We start from the raw sequence: 20,150 nt of genomic DNA, 5'->3' as shown, positions 1-20,150 counted from the left end.
TTACGGATGGAGCTGACGCCATGGCCGAGCACGCCACGGCGCAGGAGACGCTTTTTGCCCTGCGCGAACAGATCGCCAGACTCGAAGGAAAATCTCTGCCGGCGCTTGCCGCGGCGGAACAGGCGGACTCGGCCGCCGATCCGGAAGGCCGGAAAGCCAAGGACAATCAGCCCCGCCTGCCATTCGGCATAACGCAGATGGACACCGCATTGGAAGGCGGTCTGCCGCTCGACGGCATCACGGAAATCCGCTCCCTCCTGATGGGAGATGCCGGGGCTACAAGCGGCTTTGCCCTCTCGCTGGCATCTTACCTCAAAGCGAGACAACCGAACGAGGCGCCCATTCTCTGGATCGGCGATGTCGTCTCCACGCAGGAAGCCGGTATTCCCTATTCGGTCGGCCTCAAACAGTTCGGATTGAGCTCGCGGGATGTTCTTTACGCCTCGCCGCGCAAGCTGGACGATGCCCTGTGGCTTGCGGAGACCGCAGTGGCGAGCCAGGCTCTTGTCGCCGTCATTCTCGAAATCCGGGGAAATCCTAAGCATTTCGGGCTCACCGAAAGCCGCCGGCTGGGGCTCAGGGCAAAGGCGGCAGGGCGGCCGCTCTTTCTATTGCGGCATGCGGGGGAGGAGGAGGCGAGCAGCGCCTCGTTCCGCTTTCTTGTCGAACCGGCGCCGGCGGCTCACCGGCATCTTCCGGATGGATCCATGCTTGGCGGCAGCATCGGTCATCCCGTTTTTAAACTCACCCTGGAGAAGAGCCGCAACCCGGCTCCGCTGTCCTTGCTTCTGGAGTGGAACCCCCATGACCGTCAATTTTCCCTTAGCCGAGACGCAGGAGAGGCTTTCTCTTTCCGCAACCCGCCAGCGCATCCTGGCGCTCGTCTTCCCGCATCTGCCGACCGACAGGATCGCGCGCCGGCTCTGGGGGCTGTCATGGCGTTCGAAAGGGCGTCCTGAACATCCTCCGATCCTCTGTGCCGGCCGGCGGGAAAACGCCATGCGGCTCACAGCGCTCGACGAGGTGTCCGAACGCCTCGGGCTAAAGCGCGGGCAGGGGTTGGCTGAAGCGCGCGCCATGTTTCCGAAGATCGACGTGGTGGACGAAGATGGTGCCGCGGACCAGAACCTTCTCGAGGCGATCGCCGATTGGTGCGATCGTTATACCCCGCTGGTGGCGCTGGACGGCCGAGAAGGCCTGTTCCTCGACATCACCGGCTGCGCCCACCTCTTCGGCGGCGAAGACGCCTTGTTGAAGGATATTCTTGGACGGCTTCTGCAGATGGGTTTCGACGTCAAAGGGGCGATCTCTTCGTCACCCGGCCTGTCCTGGGCCGCTTGTCGCTTCGGCCGCGGCGGTGTGATTGCCGATCAGGTGACGGCGGAGGTGCTGGCGCCCCTGCCGGTCAACGCTCTGCGTATCGATGAGGCCACCATCGCAGCGCTGTACAAGCTCGGACTGAAAAGGATCGGCGACCTTCTGCCCATGCCGCGTGCCCCGCTGGCTCGTCGTTTCGGCATGCATCTGCTGCTTCGGCTGGATCAGGCGCTCGGGCACAATGAGGAAGCCATCTCGCCTCGCCGTCCGGTGGCTGCCCTTTCCGCCGAGCGGAAGCTGCCCGAACCGATCCAGGCGGAAGAGCATATTCTGCAGCTCACCAGCCAGATTGCCATTTCGTTGAAATCGGAACTGGAGGCGCGCGGTGTCGGCGGGCGGGTTTTCGAACTGGTTCTTTTCCGGGTCGATGGCCGGGTGTTTCGGATCGCGGCCGGGGCCTCCCAGCCGCTGCAGGATCCGAAACGAATCTCCTCGCTGTTTTCCGAGCGCCTGAACGCCGTGCATGACGATCTCGATGCCGGTTTCGGTTTCGAACTCTTGCGTCTCAATGTGTTGCAGCACGACGTTTTCAGAATCTCGCAGGGCGATTTCACCGGCAATGGCGACAGCGAAATCTCGCTTGCCGATTTTATCGACCGGGTCTCGGCCCGGCTCGGGGCTGACTGTCTGCAGATCGCCGAACCGAAGCAGAGCCACGTCCCCGAGCGCGCGGAAGTGTTCGTGCCGGCGATTGCCTCGCGGATCGTCCGGGAAAAGACCGAGGAGATTTTCGCCTTCATGCCGAAAAGCGATCGGCCCTTGCGGCTCTTCCGCCATCCGGAACTCGTGGAAACCTTTGCGGCAACGGTGCCGGACGGACCTCCCCGGCGTTTCCGCTGGCGCCGCATCGTCCATGAAGTCATCCGCGCCGAAGGGCCGGAGCGGATTTCGCCGGAATGGTGGCATGACGCGGAGGAGGCCGAGGAACGGGATTATTTCCGGTTGGAAAGTGAAGCGGGCCGCCGCTTCTGGATTTTCCGCGCCGGGCATTATGTTGCCGGAGAAACGGCACCGACCTGGCGCGTGCACGGAATTTTCGCATGACGAACGCTCCCGCCTTTTTCGAGATCGGCGCCAAGACCAACTTTTCCTTCCTGGAAGGGGCGGCCAAGCCTGAGGAGATGATCATTGCGGCCAGCGTGTCCGGCCTGTCCGGTCTCGGTATCGCCGACAGGAATTCCGTTGCCGGCGTGGTAAGGGCGCATAGCCAAGTCAGAAACATGAAGGAAACATACGAACTTCAGCAGAAACAGGGCAGAAAGAAAGGCGAGGAAGAGGCTGTTCTGCCTTGCGCCTTTTACCCTGGAGCCCGGCTCGTCTTTTCCGACAGCACGCCGGATGTTCTGGCCTATCCGCAAAATCGAAAAGGCTGGGCCAATCTTTGCCGCCTGCTGAGCCGGGGGAAACTCAGGGCGGACAAAGGGGCCTGCATTCTGGAAGAATGGGATCTTCTGGAATGGTGCGACGAGATGATGCTCGCGGTCGTTCCGGAGTTTTCCCGTGTGGAAGACATGGCCTATCAGCAGCACTTGGGAGACTGTCTCCGTAAATACAGAGAGCGGTTCGGGAAGAACATCTATCTGGCTCTGTCACCAACTTATGACGGCCGCGACGCCTTGGTGTTCAATTCGCTTGCCCAGATTGCCACGCGCAATCAAGTACCCCTGATCGCGACCAATCTGCCCCTTTTCCATCTCCCTTATCGCAGGTCCCTGTCAGATGTGGTGACGGCGATCCGTGAGCATGTGACGATCCAGGAAGCCGGGTTTCGGCTTGCGCCGAATGGAGAGAGGTACATCAAACAGGCTGCCGAAATGGCGCGGCTTTTTCGCGCCTATCCGGATGCCATCGCCAATACGAAAAAGTTCTTCGGCAAGCTGGAATTCTCGCTCGATGAACTCGGTCATAACTATCCCGACGAGAGCGTACCGGGCGAAACGGTGTCCGAAACCCTGGAGCGCCTGACCTGGGAAGGCGCAAAGAGCCGATATCCCAATGGTATCGAGGAAAAGGTCTCCAGCCAGATCAGGTACGAACTCGATCTGATCAAGGAGATGGGATACGAGCCGTATTTCCTGACGGTACGCCACATCGTCTGGCATGCCCGCTATGTGTTGAAAATCCTCTGCCAAGGGCGTGGCTCGGCAGCCAATTCCACCGTCTGTTTCTGCCTCGGCATCACCGAGGTCGATCCCACATTCACGACGCTTCTCTTCGAACGGTTCATTTCGACGGAGCGGAACGAGCCGCCGGATATCGACGTGGATTTCGAGCATGCGCGACGTGAGGAGGTTATCCAGTATATCTACCAGCATTATGGCTATCGCCATGCCGGCTTGACGGCGGCGGTCACCAGCTACCGGACCCGCATGGCCGGGCGCGAGGTGGCCAAGGCTTTCGGCCTTTCCGAAGACGTGCAGTCTGCCCTTTCGAGCACGGTTTGGGGCTGGTCGGAAGAGGGGCTTTCTAAGCGCGAGGCAAGGGTCGCGGGGCTCGATGTGACGGACAAGACGACGCTTAAGGTGATTGCCCATGCGAAGGAACTCATGGGTTTTCCGAGGCATCTCACCCAGCATGTCGGTGGGTTCCTGATAACCCGCGACCGGCTCGATGAAGTCGTGCCGATCATGAAGACGGCGATGCCCGGTCGCTACATGGTCGAATGGGACAAGGACGACCTCGACACGCTGAAGCTTTTGAAGATCGACGTGCTGGCGCTCGGCATGCTGACCTGCCTCAAGAAAGCATTCGAGCTGATGAAGCAGCATTACGATCGAGAAGAGACGTTGGCTGGTCTTCTTCAGGATAAGCAGGATGATGTTTACGACATGATCTGCCGTGCCGACACGATCGGCGTATTCCAGATCGAAAGCCGGGCTCAGATGAGCATGCTGCCGCGTCTAAGGCCTCGAGAGTTTTATGATCTTGTCGTCGAGGTGGCGATCGTTCGACCAGGACCGATCCAGGGGAATATGGTCCATCCATATCTGAAGCGGCGGGAAGCCTTACGGAACAATCAGCCTATCGAATACCCTGGCCCTGAATTGGAAAAGGTTCTTGAACGGACACTGGGCGTCCCGCTTTTCCAGGAGCAGGCAATGCAGATCGCAATCACTGGAGCTGGCTTTTCGGCGGCGAAAGCGGACAAATTGCGTCGGTCGATGGCGACGTTCAAGCGTTCCGGAAGAGTGGATGAATTCAGGCGTGATTTCATTGCTGGCATGGAGAAGAATAAGTACCCAAGAGAATTCGCAGAAAGCTGCTTCAGCCAGATCGAAGGTTTTGCCGAATACGGCTTTCCGGAAAGCCATGCGGCTTCATTCGCTTTGCTTGTCTACGCCTCTTCCTGGATCAAGGCCTATTACCCGGACGTCTTCTGCACGGCGATGTTGAATTCCCAGCCAATGGGCTTTTATGCGCCAGCGCAACTCGTTCGCGATGCGCGGGAACATGGCGTCAAAATTCTTCCCGTCGATATCAATCGTTCGGATTGGGACTGCACTTTGGAAGCGGCTGCCTTCGACAGGAATGCGATCGATAAGCGCCACGAATCCATGCGGGACGTCATCAAGACCGAGCGGGCCGTGCGGCTTGGGTTTCGACAGGTCAAAGGCCTTGCCGAAAAAGACATGGTCGAGAAGTTCATTGCCAACCGAGGAGAGGGCTATACCTCAATCCACAATCTCTGGCAGCGGTCCGGCCTCGACAAGTCGGATATCGAGCGGCTGGCCGATGCCGATGCCTTCAACTCCGTAGGGCTCAATCGCCGTGAGGCGCTCTGGGCGGTCAGGGGGCTCGATGCCAGGGGGGCTGCCGAGAAACTACCTCTGTTCGAAATGGCCGATCGCATGGATCTGAGGCCCGAGGCGAGAGTGGCTCTGCCGGAAATGCTGCCCGGGGAACAGGTGGTCGAGGATTACCGCTATCTCTCGCTTTCGCTGAAGGCGCATCCGGTCTCTTTCCTGCGGGAGGAATTCAAGGCGATGGGGATTACCCGTAGCGTCGATCTCCTGACGGTTCCGAACGGGCGAAGGGTGACGATCGGCGGACTGGTTCTCGTCCGGCAGCGGCCGGGCTCGGCCAAGGGCGTGATTTTCATGACGCTGGAAGACGAGACCGGCGTTGCCAATGCGATCGTCTGGCCGAAGATTTTCGAACGCTACAGGCCGGTCGTGATGGGCGCGCGGCTGGTGAAGATCCGGGGGAGACTGCAAAGCCAGAGTGGCGTCATCCATACCGTGGTCGAGCATATCGAAGACATTACACCGATGCTGGGTTTGCTCCAGAAGGAGGCGAGGCGGTTCGGTGTATCGGCCCGCTCGGACGAGGTGTTGCAATCGAGCGGCGACCACCGTCAGAAGAGGCGCTCCAATGGGATGGAGGAGAAAGACAGCAAGTTCCCAAAAGAGGCCGGGCTTCATCATTCCCATGCAACTGGTCCGGGAAGCGTCATGCCCAAGGGCCGTAACTTCCACTAATTGCCGGTGGGAATGGGCCGAAAGAAGAGGCCACGGGTATGGCAAGCGCCCTTAAGAAATGATGCATATATGTCGATTCTTTCTTGACATCTACTGTCCGCTTTCGCAAAAAGAAGATGTTACAGGTCATGTTTGGCAGGTCGACCGAGAATGCTGGTTTGCAGTTGCAATTACATCACCGACAGGGAAATCAAGGACGTCATCACGCAACTCCTTGACGAAGACTGTTGGCAGCTCATCGTACCGTCAAAGGTCTATCATGCCATGGCGAAACGCGGTCGCTGCTGCGGCTGCTTCCCGGGCGTTGTCGACCTGATCATTCGCACGACCGAGGAATATCACGCCGCGCACCACTCGACGGAAGACGAGGTGGTCGTATATATGTCCCGCCTGAGACAATTCCATGAGGAAAACAGGAGAGCGGACATTGAAAGGCGACTCAAAGGTCATCGAGCGGCTTAACGAGGCACTTTTTCTCGAGCTGGGCGCAGTCAATCAGTATTGGCTGCATTATCGCCTGCTGGATGATTGGGGCTTCAAGAAGCTCGCGAAAAAAGAGCGTGCTGAATCGATCGAAGAAATGCAGCATGCCGATCGTCTCATCGATCGCATCATCTTTCTCGAAGGCCATCCCAACCTGCAGACGGTTGCCCCGCTGCGCATCGGCCAGAACGTCAAGGAAGTCCTGGAGGCCGATCTTGCCGGCGAATATGATGCCCGCACGGCCTACAAGGCTTCCCGCGACATCTGTCACGCGGCTGGCGACTATGTCTCGATGAAGCTCTTCGAGGAGCTTCTGATGGACGAGGAAGGCCATATCGACTTCCTCGAAACCCAACTCGATCTGCTGGCAAAAATCGGCGAGGAACGTTACGGCCTCCTCAACGCAGAGTCTGCCGACTCCGCCGAATAATCGGCTGTACCTGACATAAAAACCCGGCGAAGCATCGGCTCCGCCGGGTTTTTCATTGCAGCCACGAAGCCGTTTCACATGGCGGCCGGCCGATTCGGGTGCCCACTGCCGCGGTCAGAGCCTCTCGGTCGCCACCTTGGCCAGATGGGTGAACTCCGCGATGACCTGATCGTAGACAGCGCGCTTGAAAGGGACGATCAGGCCGGGAAGGTCCGCCATCGGCTTCCATTCCCAGGCATCGAATTCCGGCGCATGTCCGCCGGGCGGCGGGGTGATGGCAATCTCGCTTTCGTCGCCATCGAAGCGGAAGGCAAACCAGCGCTGGGTTTGGCCGCGATATTTTCCTTTCAGCCCGATGCCGATCAGATGTGCGGGCAGATCGTAATTGATCCAATCCTGCGCCTCGGCCAGCAAGGTGACGGAGCGCATCCCGGTTTCCTCGTAGAGTTCGCGATAAGCCGCGGGCAGCGGGTCCTCGCCCTTGTCGATGCCGCCCTGCGGCATCTGCCAGAGCTGCGGCGAACCGTCAAATTCACTGTTGCCTTCGCTGATGCGCCGCCCGGCCCAGACTAGGCCTGCATGGTTCAGAACCATGATGCCGACGCAGGGGCGATAGGGAAGCTCTTCGGCGACGACCGAACGTTTGTCTTTCTTGCTCATGGATAACTCCGATCGATTACGGTCCGACGCTTTCGCCCGCAAGCGACGAGACGCCGACAATCTCGACACCGCGCTGCGAGACTTCCTCGCTCCATTGCCTTATCGCATCGATGCTCTCGTCGAAAGCCGAGGCGATGCCGATTGCCGTGCCCTTGCGGCCGGCAATACGCTCCAGTTCATCCAGCTTCTTGAGGATGGCGTCCTTCTGCAACTGCCCATCAAGCGTCAGATCGCCAAAGGCATGCGGCAGCTCGATCGCCTTGGCAACGATCGCCGTCTTGGACTGAGCGGATGTCCCGTCGTCGAGGAAAAGCAGACCCCGCTTGGAAATATCGCGCAGGATCGGTTCCAACGCGCCGGCATCCGAGAGATAACGGCCGCCGAGATAGTTCATGACGCCGGTATAGTTGGTGATCTCGCCCATGGCCCGGTGAAGCCGGCCGAGGTTATCCTTGGCCGACATCTTGGTCAGCAAAGTGCCGGGGCCTGGATCGTTCGCCGGATAATCAAACGGTTCGAACGGCACCTGGATCAGGATTTCGTGGCCGGCGCGGCGGGCTTCCTGCATCCAGCGCTGCAGGCTGTTGCCGCTGACGGCAAAGGCGAGCGTCACTGTTGGCGGCAGGTCGCGGATCGCCCGCTGGGTGCCCGTCTGGCTGAGCCCGAGACCGCCGACGACGATCGCGATGCGGGTTCCGCGCGCGCCGGACCAAGGCCGCGCATACTGATCCATCGGCCGCTGTCCGCCTGGCCCGACAACAGGCAGCCGGCCATGGGGCGAATCCTCCAGCAGCGCATCGTTGGGTTGGGCAGCCACACGTGGGTCCTGGCCGATCCGCTGGGTGCCGATCATCACCGGCCCGCTGCCGTCGCGCGAGCGTGGCGTGTACTTGGTCACGACCGACCCGTCATCGGTCAGCGTCCGTTCGATATTGGCGCCGGAATTCGGATCGGAACGAGGCATCCCGACGGATGGCTGCGGCGACGCGTTCGGGTCGGGTTTGGCGGAGGGCTGGGTCGGTTCCGGCTTGGAAGCGGTCGGAACACTGGAAGCCACCTGCTTCAGGGCATCATCGCCGCGCATGGCGTAGAGCGAAAGCCCCAGGATGCCGACGACCGCCAGAGCGGCAAAAACGATTGCGAGAGAAAACCTCCGGTTCCGTCGCCGAGCGGCCGGCCGGTTCTGTCCGAGCGGTGCATGGAGATCGGTGCCCAAGGTCTGTTCCGCGTTTCTTCTGCAGATACGAAGAACCGGCCAGCGAGACGTTTTCGATGCGTCACGCTGGCCGGTCCGATGATGTCTTTACTTCTTGATCGTGGCGGCGGCGGCCTTATCCGGGCTCGGCGGGAAGGACGGATCCTTCTTCACGCCGCGGAAGAGATCGAGCGCATAGTTGAGCTGGAGGTCGTCCTTGGCTTCCGGCGGCACGTAAGCGACGGAACCGGAACCTTCGTCGGTTTCCGCCGCGCCCTGGATGTGGCCGCGCAGGCTCGACTCGCCTTCAGCCCTGACCTTGCCCTGCAGTTCCGGCGGCAGCGGCTGTTCGACCTTGATATCCGGCTGGATGCCGGTGCCCTGGATCGACTTGCCCGACGGCGTGTAATAGAGCGCGGTGGTCAGACGCAGCGCGCCGGCATCGCCGAGCGGGATGATCGTCTGAACCGAGCCCTTGCCGAAGGACCGCGTGCCGAGAACCGTGGCACGGCGCAGATCCTGAAGCGCACCGGCGACGATTTCCGAAGCGGAAGCCGAGCCGCCGTTGACGAGCACGATAACCGGCTTGCCGTCGGTCAGGTCACCGGGGCCAGCGTTGAAGCGGCGGGTCTCTTCGGCATTTCGGCCGCGGGTGGAAACCACTTCGCCACGCTCCAGGAAGGCGTCGGACACGTTGATCGCCTGGTCGAGCAGACCGCCCGGGTTGAGGCGCAGGTCGAGCACATAGCCCTTCAGCTTGTCGGCCGGGACATCCGCCTTGATCTTCTTGATCGCCTTTTCGAGGTCGTCATAGGTCTTCTCGGTGAAGGAGATGACACGGACATAACCGACATCGCCGCCTTCGACACGGGATTTTACGGCGCGGACCGCGATAATGTCGCGTACCACGGTGATGTCGAGCGGCTTGTCGGCGCCCTGACGGATGATCGTCAGCTTGATCGGGGTGTTGACGCCGCCGCGCATCTTCTCGACGGCTTCTTCGAGCTTCAGGCCGCGCACCGGCGCGCCATCGATCTCGGAGATGAAGTCGCCTGCCAGAATGCCGGCCTTGGAAGCGGGCGTATCGTCGATCGGCGCGATGACCTTGACGAGTTCGTTCTCCATCGTCACCTCGATGCCGAGGCCGCCGAACTCGCCACGCGTCTGCGTGCGCATGTCTTCGGCATCCTTGGCATTCATGAAGCTCGAATGGGGGTCGAGCGAGGTCAGCATGCCGTTGATGGCGTTCTCGACCAGCTTTTCCTCATCCGGTGGGGTCACATACTGGGCGCGGACCCGTTCGAACACGTCGCCGAAGATCGACAATTCCCGGTAGGTCGAAGGACCTGCGGCCTGCGCCGGCACACCGGCCGAGTAAATCACGCTCATCGCGGTCGCACCCATGAGTGCACCGACGATGACAAGAGAAGCCCTACGAATCATTTCGTGCCCTTCCAGTTTCTTTCGAGGTCCACCACGGCTTGGAATCGACCGGTGTGCCATCTTTTCGGAATTCAATGTAAAGCGTTGGACGATCTGTTTCCAGCGCCAATGCGGTCGCGCTTGCCACTCTTTTCTCACCCATCACGGCAATGGGTTCGCCTGCGAAAACGAACTTGCCCTGCCGTGCATTCACAACGTCCATGCCGGTCAGAACCAGATGGTATCCATCTCCGGCATTGAGGATGATCATCTGTCCGTAACTCCGGAAGGCTCCGGCGAAAACCACCAGGCCATCAGCCGGCGCCGTCACCACCGCACCCGCGTTCGAAGCAACCGTCATGCCTCTCGCCGTGTGCCCCGTTCCGTCGGCGTCACCGAACCACCGCAATACATCTCCGGCGACCGGAAGCTCCAGCTTCTGCTTGAGGCTGGAAAACGCGTATGCGGGCGCAATGCGGTTTTTGTCAGGCACGCCGCTTTGGGCGAGCTGCTTTGCCCTTTCGCGCTCGGCGTCCGACATCATGCGCTGGCGTTCTTCCTCGGCGCGTGCCTGGTCGATCGCTTCGCGCACCGAGGCGATCTCGCCTTCGAACGACTGGATGAGGTTCTCGAGCGTGGTGGCGCGACCGGCGAGCTCCTCGGAGCGGCGGCGCTCGGCGTCGAGATCGGCCGCGTTGCGCTTGTTCAACTTTTCGTTTTCCGCAAGCAGCAGGGCCATGCGCCGGTCTTCCTCGAGGCTTGCGGCAATGGTGCTGGAGACAGTGGTCTTCTCGGTCATCGCCGAAGCCTGAAGAGAGGCCAGCGACTGAAGGTCGGCGACGAGCTTGTCCGCCTCGTGGCGCATGCCGGGGACGACTGCGCCGAGCAGGATCGCGCTTCGGACCGAAGCGAGCGCATCGTCGGGCGTCACCAGAAGTGCAGGCGGCGGATTGCGGCCCATACGCTGGAGGGCTGCGAGCACTTCGGCCAGCACGGCGCGGCGGCCACGCAGGGAGGCGCGGATACCGTCCTCCTTGAGCTTCAGCTCGGTGATCTTCTTTTCGCTCTCGAAAATCTTGGTTTCCAGGCTCTTGCGACGGCCGGCCGAATCGATCAGCGCCTGGCGGATATCGGCGGTGTTCTTCCTGATATCGGCGATGTTCTTTTCGATCGCTGCGGCTCTGTCGCCGGCGATCTTCATGGTCTTGGTCAGGACTTCGAGCTCGCCGCGGGTTTCGTTGCGCCGGCGCTGCAGATCGGCGGTGGGATCGACTGCCGTGGCCGGTGCCGCCTGGGGTGCCATCGGCGAGGCCGCATTCTGGGCGCGGGCGGTATTGGGGATCTGGAGGGGCGGAACCAGCACGAAACCGAGACCCGCCGCCAGAAGCAGCGCGCGCCGGTACGATGTGATCCTGATTGTCCGCATTCCCGCTCCGCTAATCGCCGGATCGAGAAAGCCTAAGCTGATTTGCCCGGCGAGGCCACAAACAACATCGTGTTTGAAGGTAAACGATCGTTTAAGCTCTGTGATAGGGATGGCCCGAAAGAATGGTGACGGCGCGGTAGAGCTGTTCGGCGATCAGGATGCGCACCAGCTGATGCGGCCATGTCATCGAGCCGAGGTTGAGCACCATATCGGCCCGTCCGCGCAAGTCCGGATCAAGCCCGTCGGCGCCGCCGATCGCCAGCATCAGGTCACGTTTGCCGCTGTCGCGATATCGGCCGATCATGCCCGCGAAAGCCTCGCTGTCGAGCGCCTTGCCGCGTTCGTCGAGAAGAATGAGAACCGCGCCGTTGGGAAGCAGCTTCTCAAGTGCGCCGGCTTCTTCGCGCTTGCGGGTATCGGCATTCGCTGCACGGCTTTCCTGGATCTCGATCTGTTTCGACAATTCCAGGCTCACCGCCGGGCCAGCCTTGGCGAAGCGGTCGAGATAACGGGAAGCAAGTTCCTTCTCCGGTCCGGTCTTTAGCCGTCCCACGGCGAAAAGGCTTATTCGCATGTCCTGATCCGTTGATTTTGCGGCCGAAAATTCCACCTTGCGGCGAGTTGGCACCCAGCCGCGTGATTTCGACCTCAGTCCGACCGGTTCAGAACGTGCCCGAACCCGTCAGTGCAGCAGCGTGCCTTCCTCGATATCCGGCGTCGCCCACATCTTTTCGATGTTGTAGAACGCGCGAATTTCAGGACGGAACACGTGGACGATGATGTCGCCGGTGTCAATGAGCACCCAGTCGCCCGTCTCCTGCCCTTCGACGCGGGCGTTGCCAAGCCCCTCGTCCTTCAGGTCGGAAATCAGGTGATCGCTGATGGCCATGACATGCCGGTTCGATCGTCCGGAGACAACGACCATGTAGTCCCCGAGCGCTGATTTTCCAGCAATGTTGATGGTGACGATATCTTCAGCTTTGGAGTCCTCGAGACTTGCGAGGACCAGTTCGAGAGCACGGGCGGCAGCATCGGCGCCACGTTCCAGGCTCTGCGGGAGAACGGAGGCCGTCCTGCCCTTGGCGTGTACTGTTGTCAGGGTTTGTCCTTTCATCCGGGTAACAGCAACAGGCACTTGAAGCGAATCCGATTCACGCTCGGCCGCTGTATTTAAGGTGGCATCGAATTCTTAATCTTTCAAGAGAGCGTCCGAAAAGGTGATAGAAGGATGTAGACCCCTTTTGTCGCGGCAGCTCGGCCGGTACTATTCCTTTTGCGGGTCGTTTGCGGCGCGGATCGCCGTGGAGCTCAGGGCCGAACGCGGGCCGTGGATGAAGGTCCAGGCCGGCGCGCGCCGCTTCCAGAGCGTACCGGCATCATCCTCGTCCACACGGGCGTAATCGAAGGTGCGGGCCATTTTCGACGACAGGAACGACAGGGTCGCCCCTGGCCGGTCGATGACCGCGATTGGGAAAGTCGAGGCGATCGTCTGCCATTTCTGCCAGTGGTGGAAGGTCTTCAGGCTGTCGGCGCCCATCACCCAGACGAAATGCACGAGCGGGTTTCTGGCCTTCACGAAGGAGAGCGTATCGGCGGTATAAGATCCGCCGAGCGTCTTTTCGAAGGCTGTGATCTTGATGCGCGGGTCGTCGATCAGCTTTTCGCTCATCGCCAGCCGGTCGTCGAGCGAAGCAAGTTCGGAGCGGCTTTTCAGCGGATTGCCGGGAGTGACCACCCACCAGAGCTGGTCGAGGCCGAGCCGGCGAAGCGCGATCTCCGCGACGAGGAGGTGACCCTCATGCGGCGGATTGAACGAACCGCCGAACAAGCCGACGGCCATGCCCCGTTCGGCATGCGGCATGACCAGATATCGGCGGTCGATCGTCTCTTCCGTCACGCGCGATCAGGGCCGGATCTGGCCGGTGCCGTGCACCCGGTATTTGAACGAGGTCAGCTGCTCGACGCCGACGGGGCCGCGCGCATGCATCTTGCCGGTCGAAATGCCGATTTCGCCGCCCATCCCGAACTCGCCGCCATCGGCGAACTGGGTGGAGGCATTGTGCAGCAGGATCGCTGAGTCGAGTTCGTTGAAGAAACGGGAAACGACCTGCGGATCCTCGGCGATCACGGCCTCGGTGTGGTTGGAGGAATAGGTGTTGATGTGACGGATGGCGCCGGAAATGCCGTCGACGACCGCAACCGAGATGACTGCGTCGAGATATTCGGTGCGCCAGTCCTCTTCCGTCGCAGGCTTGAAGCCCGGGAACACCTTGAGAACGGTGGCAGAGCCCCGGATCTCGCAGCCGGCTTCCGTCAGCGCCTCGAGGATCGGCATCAGATGCGTGCCGATCCCGGCACTGTCGATCAACAGCGTCTCGGCCGCGCCGCAGACGCCGGTGCGGCGCATCTTGGCGTTGACGATGATCTTCTTGGCCATTTCCAGGTCCGCGGAGGCATCCACATAGATATGGCAAAGGCCTTCGAGATGGGCGAAGACCGGCACACGCGCCTCGCTCTGGACGCGGGCGACCAGGCTCTTGCCGCCGCGCGGCACGATCACGTCGATCGCGCTATCGAGGCCCGACAGCATGGCGCCGACGGCGGCGCGGTCGGTGGTCGGCACGATCTGGATCGCATGTTCCGAAAGTCCGGCAGCCTTCAGACCAGCCACGAGGCATGCGTGGATCGCCGCCGAGGACTGGGCCGAATCGGAGCCGCCGCGCAGGATCACGGCATTGCCGGCCTTGAGGCAGAGCGCGCCGGCATCCGCGGTGACGTTCGGGCGGCTTTCATAGATCACGCCGATGACGCCGAGCGGCGTGCGGACACGTTCGATCTTCAGCCCGTTCGGGCGGTCCCAGGCGGCGATGACTTCGCCGACCGGATCCTTGAAGTCGGCGATCTCACGCAGCGCCTGCGCCATGCCGGCGATGGACTTTTCGGTGAGCGTCAGCCGGTCGATGAACGACGGCAGAAGGTCCTTGCCCTCGACCCCTTTCAGGTCGGCGGCATTGGCGGCGAGGATCCCGTCCTTTGCAGCAAGGATCGCATCCGCCATGGCGTGGAGAGCCTTGTTCTTGGCTTCGGTCGAGGCCGTCGCAAGCTGGCGGGCCGCCGCCTTGGCGTTGCGGCCGATCCGGTCCATCACGGCGGCGACGTCGCCCGTCTTCGCTACCATATCAAGCATGGGCGGCATCCTCCTTGCGATCTTCTTTTTTGGCTTTGCGCTTGGCAGGCCCCGTCATCACCAGGTCGTCGCGATGGACCATGGCGGCGCGGCCGGCATACCCGAGGATCGCCTCGATCTCGCCGGACTTGCGTCCGGTGATCTGTCGGGCCTCTTCCGCATCGTAGCTCACAAGGCCGCGGGCGATCTCGCGACCGTCGATGCCGATGATCGCGACCGTGTCGCCGCGATGGAAATGGCCGTCGATCCGGCGCACGCCGGCAGGCAGAAGGCTCTTCCCGGTGCCGAGCGCGGTTTCGGCGCCTTCGTCGACGAAAAGTTCGCCGGCCGGCTGAAGCTGTCCCGCGATCCAGGTTTTCCGTGCAGTCACGGGGGTTCCGGAGGGCGCGAACCAGGAGGAGCGGGTGCCTTGCTCGATGGCGCGCAGCGGATGCTCGGTCTTGCCGGATGCGATGATCATGGCGCAGCCGGCGCCGGTGGCGATCTTGCCGGCATCGATCTTGGTGCGCATGCCGCCGCGCGACAGTTCGGACGCAGCGCCGCCGGCCATGGCCTCGATCTCCGGCGTGATCGCCGGGACGACGTCCAGGAATTTCGCGCCCGGATCGAGATGCGGCGGGGCGGTGTAGAGGCCGTCGATGTCGGACAGCAGAACCAGGAGATCGGCGCTGGTCATGGTGGCGACGCGGGCGGCGAGGCGATCGTTGTCGCCATAGCGGATTTCGGTTGTGGCGACCGTATCGTTCTCGTTGATGATCGGCACGGCGCCGATCTTCAGAAGCTGGTTGATGGTGGCTCGGGCGTTGAGGTAACGACGGCGCTCCTCCGTGTCGCCCAGCGTCAGCAGGATCTGGCCAGCCACGATGCCATCGCGCGAAAGACTTTCCGACCAGGCGCGCGCAAGCGCGATCTGGCCGACGGCCGCCGCCGCCTGGCTTTCCTCGAGCTTCAATGCGCCGGAGGGCAGGTCGAGCACGGTGCGGCCCATGGCGATCGCGCCCGAAGACACGACCAGGACGTCGATGCCCCTCGCCTTCAACGCGGCGATATCGGCACAGATCGCGTCGAGCCATTGCGACTTCAGGCCCGTCCTGCGATCGACGAGCAGCGCCGAGCCGATCTTGATGACGATGCGGCGATGGCTGGCGATCGGTTTACGGACAGCCGTCATGCGTCCTCGTCCTCATCGAAATCCTGGATGGGTGTCGAGCGATCGGGCAGCGCCGTTTCGTTGACGCCGCTCGCCTCGACGATCACGTCGCGCAGCGCGCGCAGCACTTCGGTCATGCCCTTGCCGGTGACGGCGGAGATCAGGAACGGCGTCTGGCCGCAGGCCTTTTCCAGCTCCTTCGCCTTCTTCTTCAGTTCCTTGTCGTCGAGCACGTCGATCTGCGACAGCGCCACGATGACCGGCTTGTCGATCAGGCCACCGCCATAGGCCTCGAGTTCGTGTTTGACGGTCTTGTAGGCCTTGCCGACCTTTTCCTCCACGGAGGAAACCAGATGCAGAAGCACGCGGGTGCGCTCGACATGGCCGAGGAACCGGTCGCCGATGCCGACACCCTCATGGGCGCCTTCGATCAGGCCAGGAATATCGGCGAGCACGAATTCGCGGCCGTCGATCGTGGCGACGCCGAGATTGGGATGCAGCGTCGTGAACGGATAGTTGGCGATCTTCGGACGGGCGCGGGTGACGCTGGCAAGGAATGTCGACTTGCCGGCATTCGGCATTCCGACGAGGCCGGCATCGGCGATCAGCTTCAGCCGCAGCCAGATGGTTTTTTCCTCGCCCTCAAGGCCGGGATTGGCCCAATTCGGCGCCTGGTTGGTCGCGCTCTTGAAATGGGTGTTGCCGAAGCCGCCATTTCCGCCCTTGGCGAGCCGGAACCTCTGGCCTTCGCGGGTGAGGTCGATGATCAGGGTCTCGTTGTCTTCCTCGAATATCTGGGTGCCGACGGGTACTTTCAACGTCACTTCGCCGCCATTGGCGCCGGTGCGGTTGCGGCCCATGCCGTGGGTGCCGGTCTGGCCCTTGAAATGCTGCTGGAAGCGGAAGTCGATCAGGGTGTTGAGGCCGTTGACGGCCTCCACCCAGACGTCGCCGCCGCGCCCGCCGTCACCGCCATCAGGTCCGCCGAACTCGACGAACTTTTCCCGCCGGAACGAGACCGCGCCCGCGCCGCCGTCGCCGGAGCGGATATAGACTTTTGCCTCGTCGAGAAATTTCATCTTGTTGCCGTCAGTCTTGTGTTAGTCGGGATGCCTGTCGCCTTAGGTAGGGCGCTCAGTGCATGTCGATAGGGGTTTCGATATCGTCGCTTGGGGCGGAGGTCAAAGAATATCATGAAGTTCGTCAGCTATAACATTCAATATGGGATCGGCATGGACGGTGTGTTCGATCCCGAACGCATCGCCGCGCGTATTGGGGGAGCGGATGTGATCGCGCTTCAGGAAGTGACCCGCGGTTTCCCCAGGAACGGCCATGTGGATCTCGTCGCCCGCTTCTCGGATCTGTTTCCGGACCATTTTCATGTCTACGGCGCGCCCTGCGACCTGCTGCTCGACGTCTCGATCGAGAACGGCCGCCGCATCGAGCGCCGTTTTCAGTTCGGCAACATGATCCTGTCGCGCTGGCCGATCCTTTCCACCCGCCATCTTCTGCTGCCCCGCAGCCGCACCGTCGAGATGCTCAACCTGCAGCGCGGAGCACTGGAAGCGGTCATCGTTGCACCCGGCGGGCCGCTTCGTGTCTATTCCGTCCATCTCGATCATGTTTCTCCCGATGAACGGCTCGGCCAGATCCGTTATCTCAAGGAGCGGGTGATCAATTTCACCTCCGAAGGTGGTTCGCTCACCGGCGCCGCCGAAGAGGGTTTCCCGGATCTGCCGCTGCCGGAGGATTTCCTGCTGATGGGCGATTTCAACATGGAGCCGGAATCGACGGAATATATCGCCCTGGCCGGCCAGCGAGATCGTTACTACGGCCGCATCCTGCGCGCCAACGAACCCGTCGACGTGCTGGACCGCCTTGGATTGCTGACGCCGGAGACCTATACCTGGGCGAAGCCGCCGGGCGACGGGCCGATAAAGATGCATCTCGATCATTGCTTCGTGAATGCCGGACTGGTGCCGCGGCTGAAAAACGCCTGGATCGACAATGAGGCGCCTGGTTCCGACCATTTTCCGCTCTGGGTCGAGGTCGAGTGAGTGATCCGGCGGAGTTTCTCCGCCGGATCTTTGTTACCTGAGCGTCATGGTCGGGCCGGCCGCCGGAAATCCTCCGGCAGAAGCATGGTCTCGATATGCGGCACCAGGCGGTTGCGGGACAGGCTGAAGAGCTGGTTCGCATCGACGATGGTAAAGCCGAGCTTCTTCTGCACGTTCAACGAGGCGAGGTTATCCGCAAAGGCACCCGAAAACACCTGCGCCTCCGGCATCCGCCGGAAGAAGCGCTCCAACGCCCCGGCCACCGCTTCCGTCATATAACCCCGATCCCAGTAGAGCCGGTTGAGCCAGTAGCCAAGACGCCATTGACCGCGTCTCGGTTCCAGGCAGACGGCGCCGATATGGGTGTCGTCACCGGTGGTGATCGCCAGCGTCCAGTCCGGCAGGATGCCGGATGCATGCGGGACGAGCCAGTCCAGCGCGTCCTGGCGGTCATAGGGCTGCGGCACCCGCGCCAGCATGCGTGCGACCTTGAAATCGCCGAGCGATTCGGCAATCGCCGTCGCATCGGTGATCCTGTGCGGGCGAAGGACCAGCCTTTCCGTGGTGATGACCGGGCAGGGGCCTGGCATCGTTGCGGTCGTGCTCGTCTTCTGGAGAACGGCGGCGTTCATCGCAGTTCTCCCCAGCTTCTCAAGGACATCCAGGTCTTGCGGTCGAGCCGGAACCATTCGACCGCGACCATGCCGCCAAGCGCCAGGCAATCGATCATGCCTGTGCCCTGGAACTGGAAGCCGCATTTCTGGATCACCCGCCGGGAGGCGATATTGGTTACCCGGCAGCGGGCATCGATATGGTCGATGTTGTTGCGGGTGCGGAAGGCCATGTCGATCAGGGCATGGGCGGCTTCCGTGGCGTAACCCCTGTTCCAGTAGGGTTCGCCCAGCCAATAGCCGAGTTCGAGCGTTCTCTCATCCTGTTGCGGTTCGAGCGCGCAGCAACCGAGAAAGGCGCCGTTGTCTCCTCGCGTGATGGCGTAGACGCATTTGCCAATCTCGCCGGCCTTCGTGCGTCGCACGAAATCGGCTGCGTCCTTAGCCGTATAGGGATGCGGCATACGCGACACCATGGTCGCGATATTCGCATTGTTGGCGAGATGGGCAAGTGCGTCGATGTCTTCTTCGTGGGGCGTGCGCAGAACTAATCTCTGCGACAATAAGACGGGGCAATCGCTTCTCGACCGGTCGGGTCTTAACCGTTCCTCTGGCGGCCGGGATTGGCTCGCCCTCAGTAATTCGCCTTGCATGTTCAGTCCTCCTGTTGGGGGTAAAGAAAAAGGGAAGATGGTGGTGTCCCATCTTCCCTTTTTTCTGACTGAACCTTTGGGCGTTCAGCCGGGTCGATGTGACACCGGCTGCTCAAAACGCTTGCCGGCTTTATTCTGCTGCTTCGGCTTTCGGCATTACGGACACGAACACGCGACCATTGGCCTTGGTTCGGTAATTCACATTGCCGGCGGTCAGCGCAAAAATGGTGTGGTCCTTACCGAGGCCGACGTTCTGGCCCGGATGCCACTGCGTGCCGCGCTGGCGCACGATAATGTTGCCCGGAATGACAGCTTCGCCGCCGAACTTCTTCACGCCAAGGCGCTTGGATTGCGAATCGCGACCGTTGCGCGACGAACCGCCAGCTTTTTTATGTGCCATTGGAGTTCTCCTTTACCCTTCGAAACCCGTTGTTAAGCCAAGATGTCCGTGATGCGAACGACCGTGTGATGCTGGCGATGGCCGCGAATCCGCTTGGAATTCTGACGACGACGCTTCTTGAAGGACAGAACCTTCTTGCCGCGATTATGCTCGACCACTTCGGCCTTGACCGTCGCACCCGCAACGAAGGGTGCGCCGAACTTGGCATCGGCGCCAACGCCGACAACCAGGATTTCGTTGAATTCTACAACTGAACCAGCTTCGGCTTCCAGCTTTTCGATGGTGAGCACGTCGTTGGCTGCCACGCGGTACTGCTTACCGCCGGTCTTGATGACTGCGAACATTTTTTATCCTTTCATGTTCGTTTCCGGCTCTGCCTTGCAAAAGGCGGCCGTCTTTTTATCAGTCGGGCTCTAGCAGGGTTTCGAAAGAGGTGATCTTTAGAACGTGTCTGCCGGTGGAATTCGTGCGGCTGTTCCAACAACCTCCACACAAACAAAGAGGCATGGATACTTTTCCACGCCTGATCGCGAGCGGACATACGCGAGCGACAAAAAACTGTCAAGACGAAAGGATATAAAGACTTGATATTCGCCCCTTGCCAGCCCCATGTTTGCCCGC

The 20,150-nt window shown here is 61.3% G+C and carries 19 protein-coding genes and 1 pseudogene; 6 read left to right on the top strand and 14 right to left on the bottom strand.

Annotated features, from left to right (window positions below; all coding sequences use genetic code 11):
* The first annotated feature begins 20 nt into the window (after positions 1 to 20).
* The 5 genes and pseudogenes from GQ59_RS33160 (at position 21) to bfr (ending at position 6,768) form a co-directional block, all read left to right on the top strand.
* Positions 21 to 959: an ImuA family protein gene (locus GQ59_RS33160; protein WP_037086235.1), complete on the top strand. Its 939-nt coding sequence runs from the start codon at positions 21 to 23 to the stop codon at positions 957 to 959.
* Positions 871 to 2,421 carry a Y-family DNA polymerase gene (locus GQ59_RS24315; protein ID WP_280114063.1) on the top strand — a complete coding sequence of 517 codons (1,551 nt, stop codon included), beginning with the start codon at positions 871 to 873 and terminating at the stop codon, positions 2,419 to 2,421. The genes GQ59_RS33160 and GQ59_RS24315 overlap by 89 nt, the downstream gene beginning before the upstream one ends.
* Complete coding sequence (locus GQ59_RS24310) at positions 2,418 to 5,855, top strand: error-prone DNA polymerase (protein ID WP_037086232.1); 3,438 nt, start codon at positions 2,418 to 2,420, stop codon at positions 5,853 to 5,855. Before GQ59_RS24315 ends, GQ59_RS24310 begins: the two co-directional genes overlap by 4 nt.
* Positions 5,856 to 5,913: 58 nt before the next feature.
* Positions 5,914 to 6,317, top strand: a pseudogene (locus tag GQ59_RS33155) ((2Fe-2S)-binding protein).
* Positions 6,283 to 6,768 carry a bacterioferritin gene (bfr, locus tag GQ59_RS24300; RefSeq protein ID WP_113283845.1) on the top strand — a complete coding sequence of 162 codons (486 nt, stop codon included), beginning with the start codon at positions 6,283 to 6,285 and terminating at the stop codon, positions 6,766 to 6,768. The pseudogene GQ59_RS33155 and the gene bfr overlap by 35 nt, the downstream one beginning before the upstream one ends.
* 114 nt (positions 6,769 to 6,882) lie before the next feature.
* Here bfr and GQ59_RS24295 read toward each other — a convergent pair whose 3' ends face one another.
* The 10 genes from GQ59_RS24295 to obgE all read right to left on the bottom strand — a co-directional run bounded on the left by GQ59_RS24295 (position 6,883) and on the right by obgE (position 16,887).
* The gene (locus GQ59_RS24295; protein ID WP_037086227.1) at positions 6,883 to 7,428 is read right to left on the bottom strand and encodes an RNA pyrophosphohydrolase; all 546 of its coding nucleotides are present in this window, start codon (positions 7,426 to 7,428) and stop codon (positions 6,883 to 6,885) included.
* A 16-nt stretch (positions 7,429 to 7,444) separates the two neighbouring features.
* A complete protein-coding gene (locus GQ59_RS24290; protein ID WP_037086226.1) occupies positions 7,445 to 8,644 on the bottom strand; it encodes a divergent polysaccharide deacetylase family protein in 1,200 nt (399 codons plus the stop codon).
* Positions 8,645 to 8,731: 87 nt separating this feature from the next.
* Entirely contained in the window at positions 8,732 to 10,066 is a 1,335-nt protein-coding gene (locus tag GQ59_RS24285) for a S41 family peptidase (RefSeq protein WP_037086224.1), read from the bottom strand.
* Entirely contained in the window at positions 10,056 to 11,471 is a 1,416-nt protein-coding gene (locus GQ59_RS24280; protein WP_051904184.1) for a murein hydrolase activator EnvC family protein, read from the bottom strand. The genes GQ59_RS24285 and GQ59_RS24280 overlap by 11 nt, the downstream gene beginning before the upstream one ends.
* Before the next feature lie 91 nt (positions 11,472 to 11,562).
* Entirely contained in the window at positions 11,563 to 12,045 is a 483-nt protein-coding gene (gene rlmH / locus GQ59_RS24275) for a 23S rRNA (pseudouridine(1915)-N(3))-methyltransferase RlmH (RefSeq protein WP_037086222.1), read from the bottom strand.
* A gap of 108 nt (positions 12,046 to 12,153) precedes the next feature.
* On the bottom strand, positions 12,154 to 12,585 hold the full coding sequence (rsfS, locus tag GQ59_RS24270) for a ribosome silencing factor (RefSeq protein WP_037086221.1): 432 nt from the start codon (positions 12,583 to 12,585) through the stop codon (positions 12,154 to 12,156).
* A gap of 150 nt (positions 12,586 to 12,735) precedes the next feature.
* Positions 12,736 to 13,332 carry a nicotinate-nucleotide adenylyltransferase gene (locus tag GQ59_RS24265; protein ID WP_432762608.1) on the bottom strand — a complete coding sequence of 199 codons (597 nt, stop codon included), beginning with the start codon at positions 13,330 to 13,332 and terminating at the stop codon, positions 12,736 to 12,738.
* 42 nt (positions 13,333 to 13,374) lie between these two features.
* On the bottom strand, positions 13,375 to 14,658 hold the full coding sequence (locus tag GQ59_RS24260; protein WP_037086218.1) for a glutamate-5-semialdehyde dehydrogenase: 1,284 nt from the start codon (positions 14,656 to 14,658) through the stop codon (positions 13,375 to 13,377).
* The gene (gene proB, locus GQ59_RS24255; RefSeq protein WP_037086216.1) at positions 14,651 to 15,829 is read right to left on the bottom strand and encodes a glutamate 5-kinase; all 1,179 of its coding nucleotides are present in this window, start codon (positions 15,827 to 15,829) and stop codon (positions 14,651 to 14,653) included. Before proB ends, GQ59_RS24260 begins: the two co-directional genes overlap by 8 nt.
* Positions 15,826 to 16,887: a GTPase ObgE gene (obgE, locus tag GQ59_RS24250; RefSeq protein ID WP_037086214.1), complete on the bottom strand. Its 1,062-nt coding sequence runs from the start codon at positions 16,885 to 16,887 to the stop codon at positions 15,826 to 15,828. Before obgE ends, proB begins: the two co-directional genes overlap by 4 nt.
* A gap of 114 nt (positions 16,888 to 17,001) precedes the next feature.
* On the opposite strand from obgE, the gene GQ59_RS24245 reads away from it, so the two are divergent.
* Complete coding sequence (locus GQ59_RS24245) at positions 17,002 to 17,865, top strand: endonuclease/exonuclease/phosphatase family protein (protein ID WP_037086212.1); 864 nt, start codon at positions 17,002 to 17,004, stop codon at positions 17,863 to 17,865.
* A gap of 44 nt (positions 17,866 to 17,909) precedes the next feature.
* Here GQ59_RS24245 and GQ59_RS24240 read toward each other — a convergent pair whose 3' ends face one another.
* The 4 genes from GQ59_RS24240 to rplU all read right to left on the bottom strand — a co-directional run bounded on the left by GQ59_RS24240 (position 17,910) and on the right by rplU (position 19,873).
* Complete coding sequence (locus GQ59_RS24240; protein ID WP_037086210.1) at positions 17,910 to 18,497, bottom strand: GNAT family N-acetyltransferase; 588 nt, start codon at positions 18,495 to 18,497, stop codon at positions 17,910 to 17,912.
* Complete coding sequence (locus tag GQ59_RS24235; protein WP_007757409.1) at positions 18,494 to 19,129, bottom strand: GNAT family N-acetyltransferase; 636 nt, start codon at positions 19,127 to 19,129, stop codon at positions 18,494 to 18,496. The genes GQ59_RS24240 and GQ59_RS24235 overlap by 4 nt, the downstream gene beginning before the upstream one ends.
* A gap of 130 nt (positions 19,130 to 19,259) precedes the next feature.
* Positions 19,260 to 19,529 carry a 50S ribosomal protein L27 gene (gene rpmA / locus GQ59_RS24230; protein ID WP_037086209.1) on the bottom strand — a complete coding sequence of 90 codons (270 nt, stop codon included), beginning with the start codon at positions 19,527 to 19,529 and terminating at the stop codon, positions 19,260 to 19,262.
* Between the two features lie 32 nt (positions 19,530 to 19,561).
* Entirely contained in the window at positions 19,562 to 19,873 is a 312-nt protein-coding gene (gene rplU, locus GQ59_RS24225; RefSeq protein WP_007757413.1) for a 50S ribosomal protein L21, read from the bottom strand.
* Between the last annotated feature and the right edge of the window lie 277 nt (positions 19,874 to 20,150).

The organism is Neorhizobium vignae (assembly GCF_000732195.1).
GTDB lineage: Bacteria > Pseudomonadota > Alphaproteobacteria > Rhizobiales > Rhizobiaceae > Neorhizobium > Neorhizobium vignae.
The sequence above is the reverse complement of the archived record's forward strand: the minus strand, read 5'-3'. Positions and strand labels throughout refer to the sequence as shown.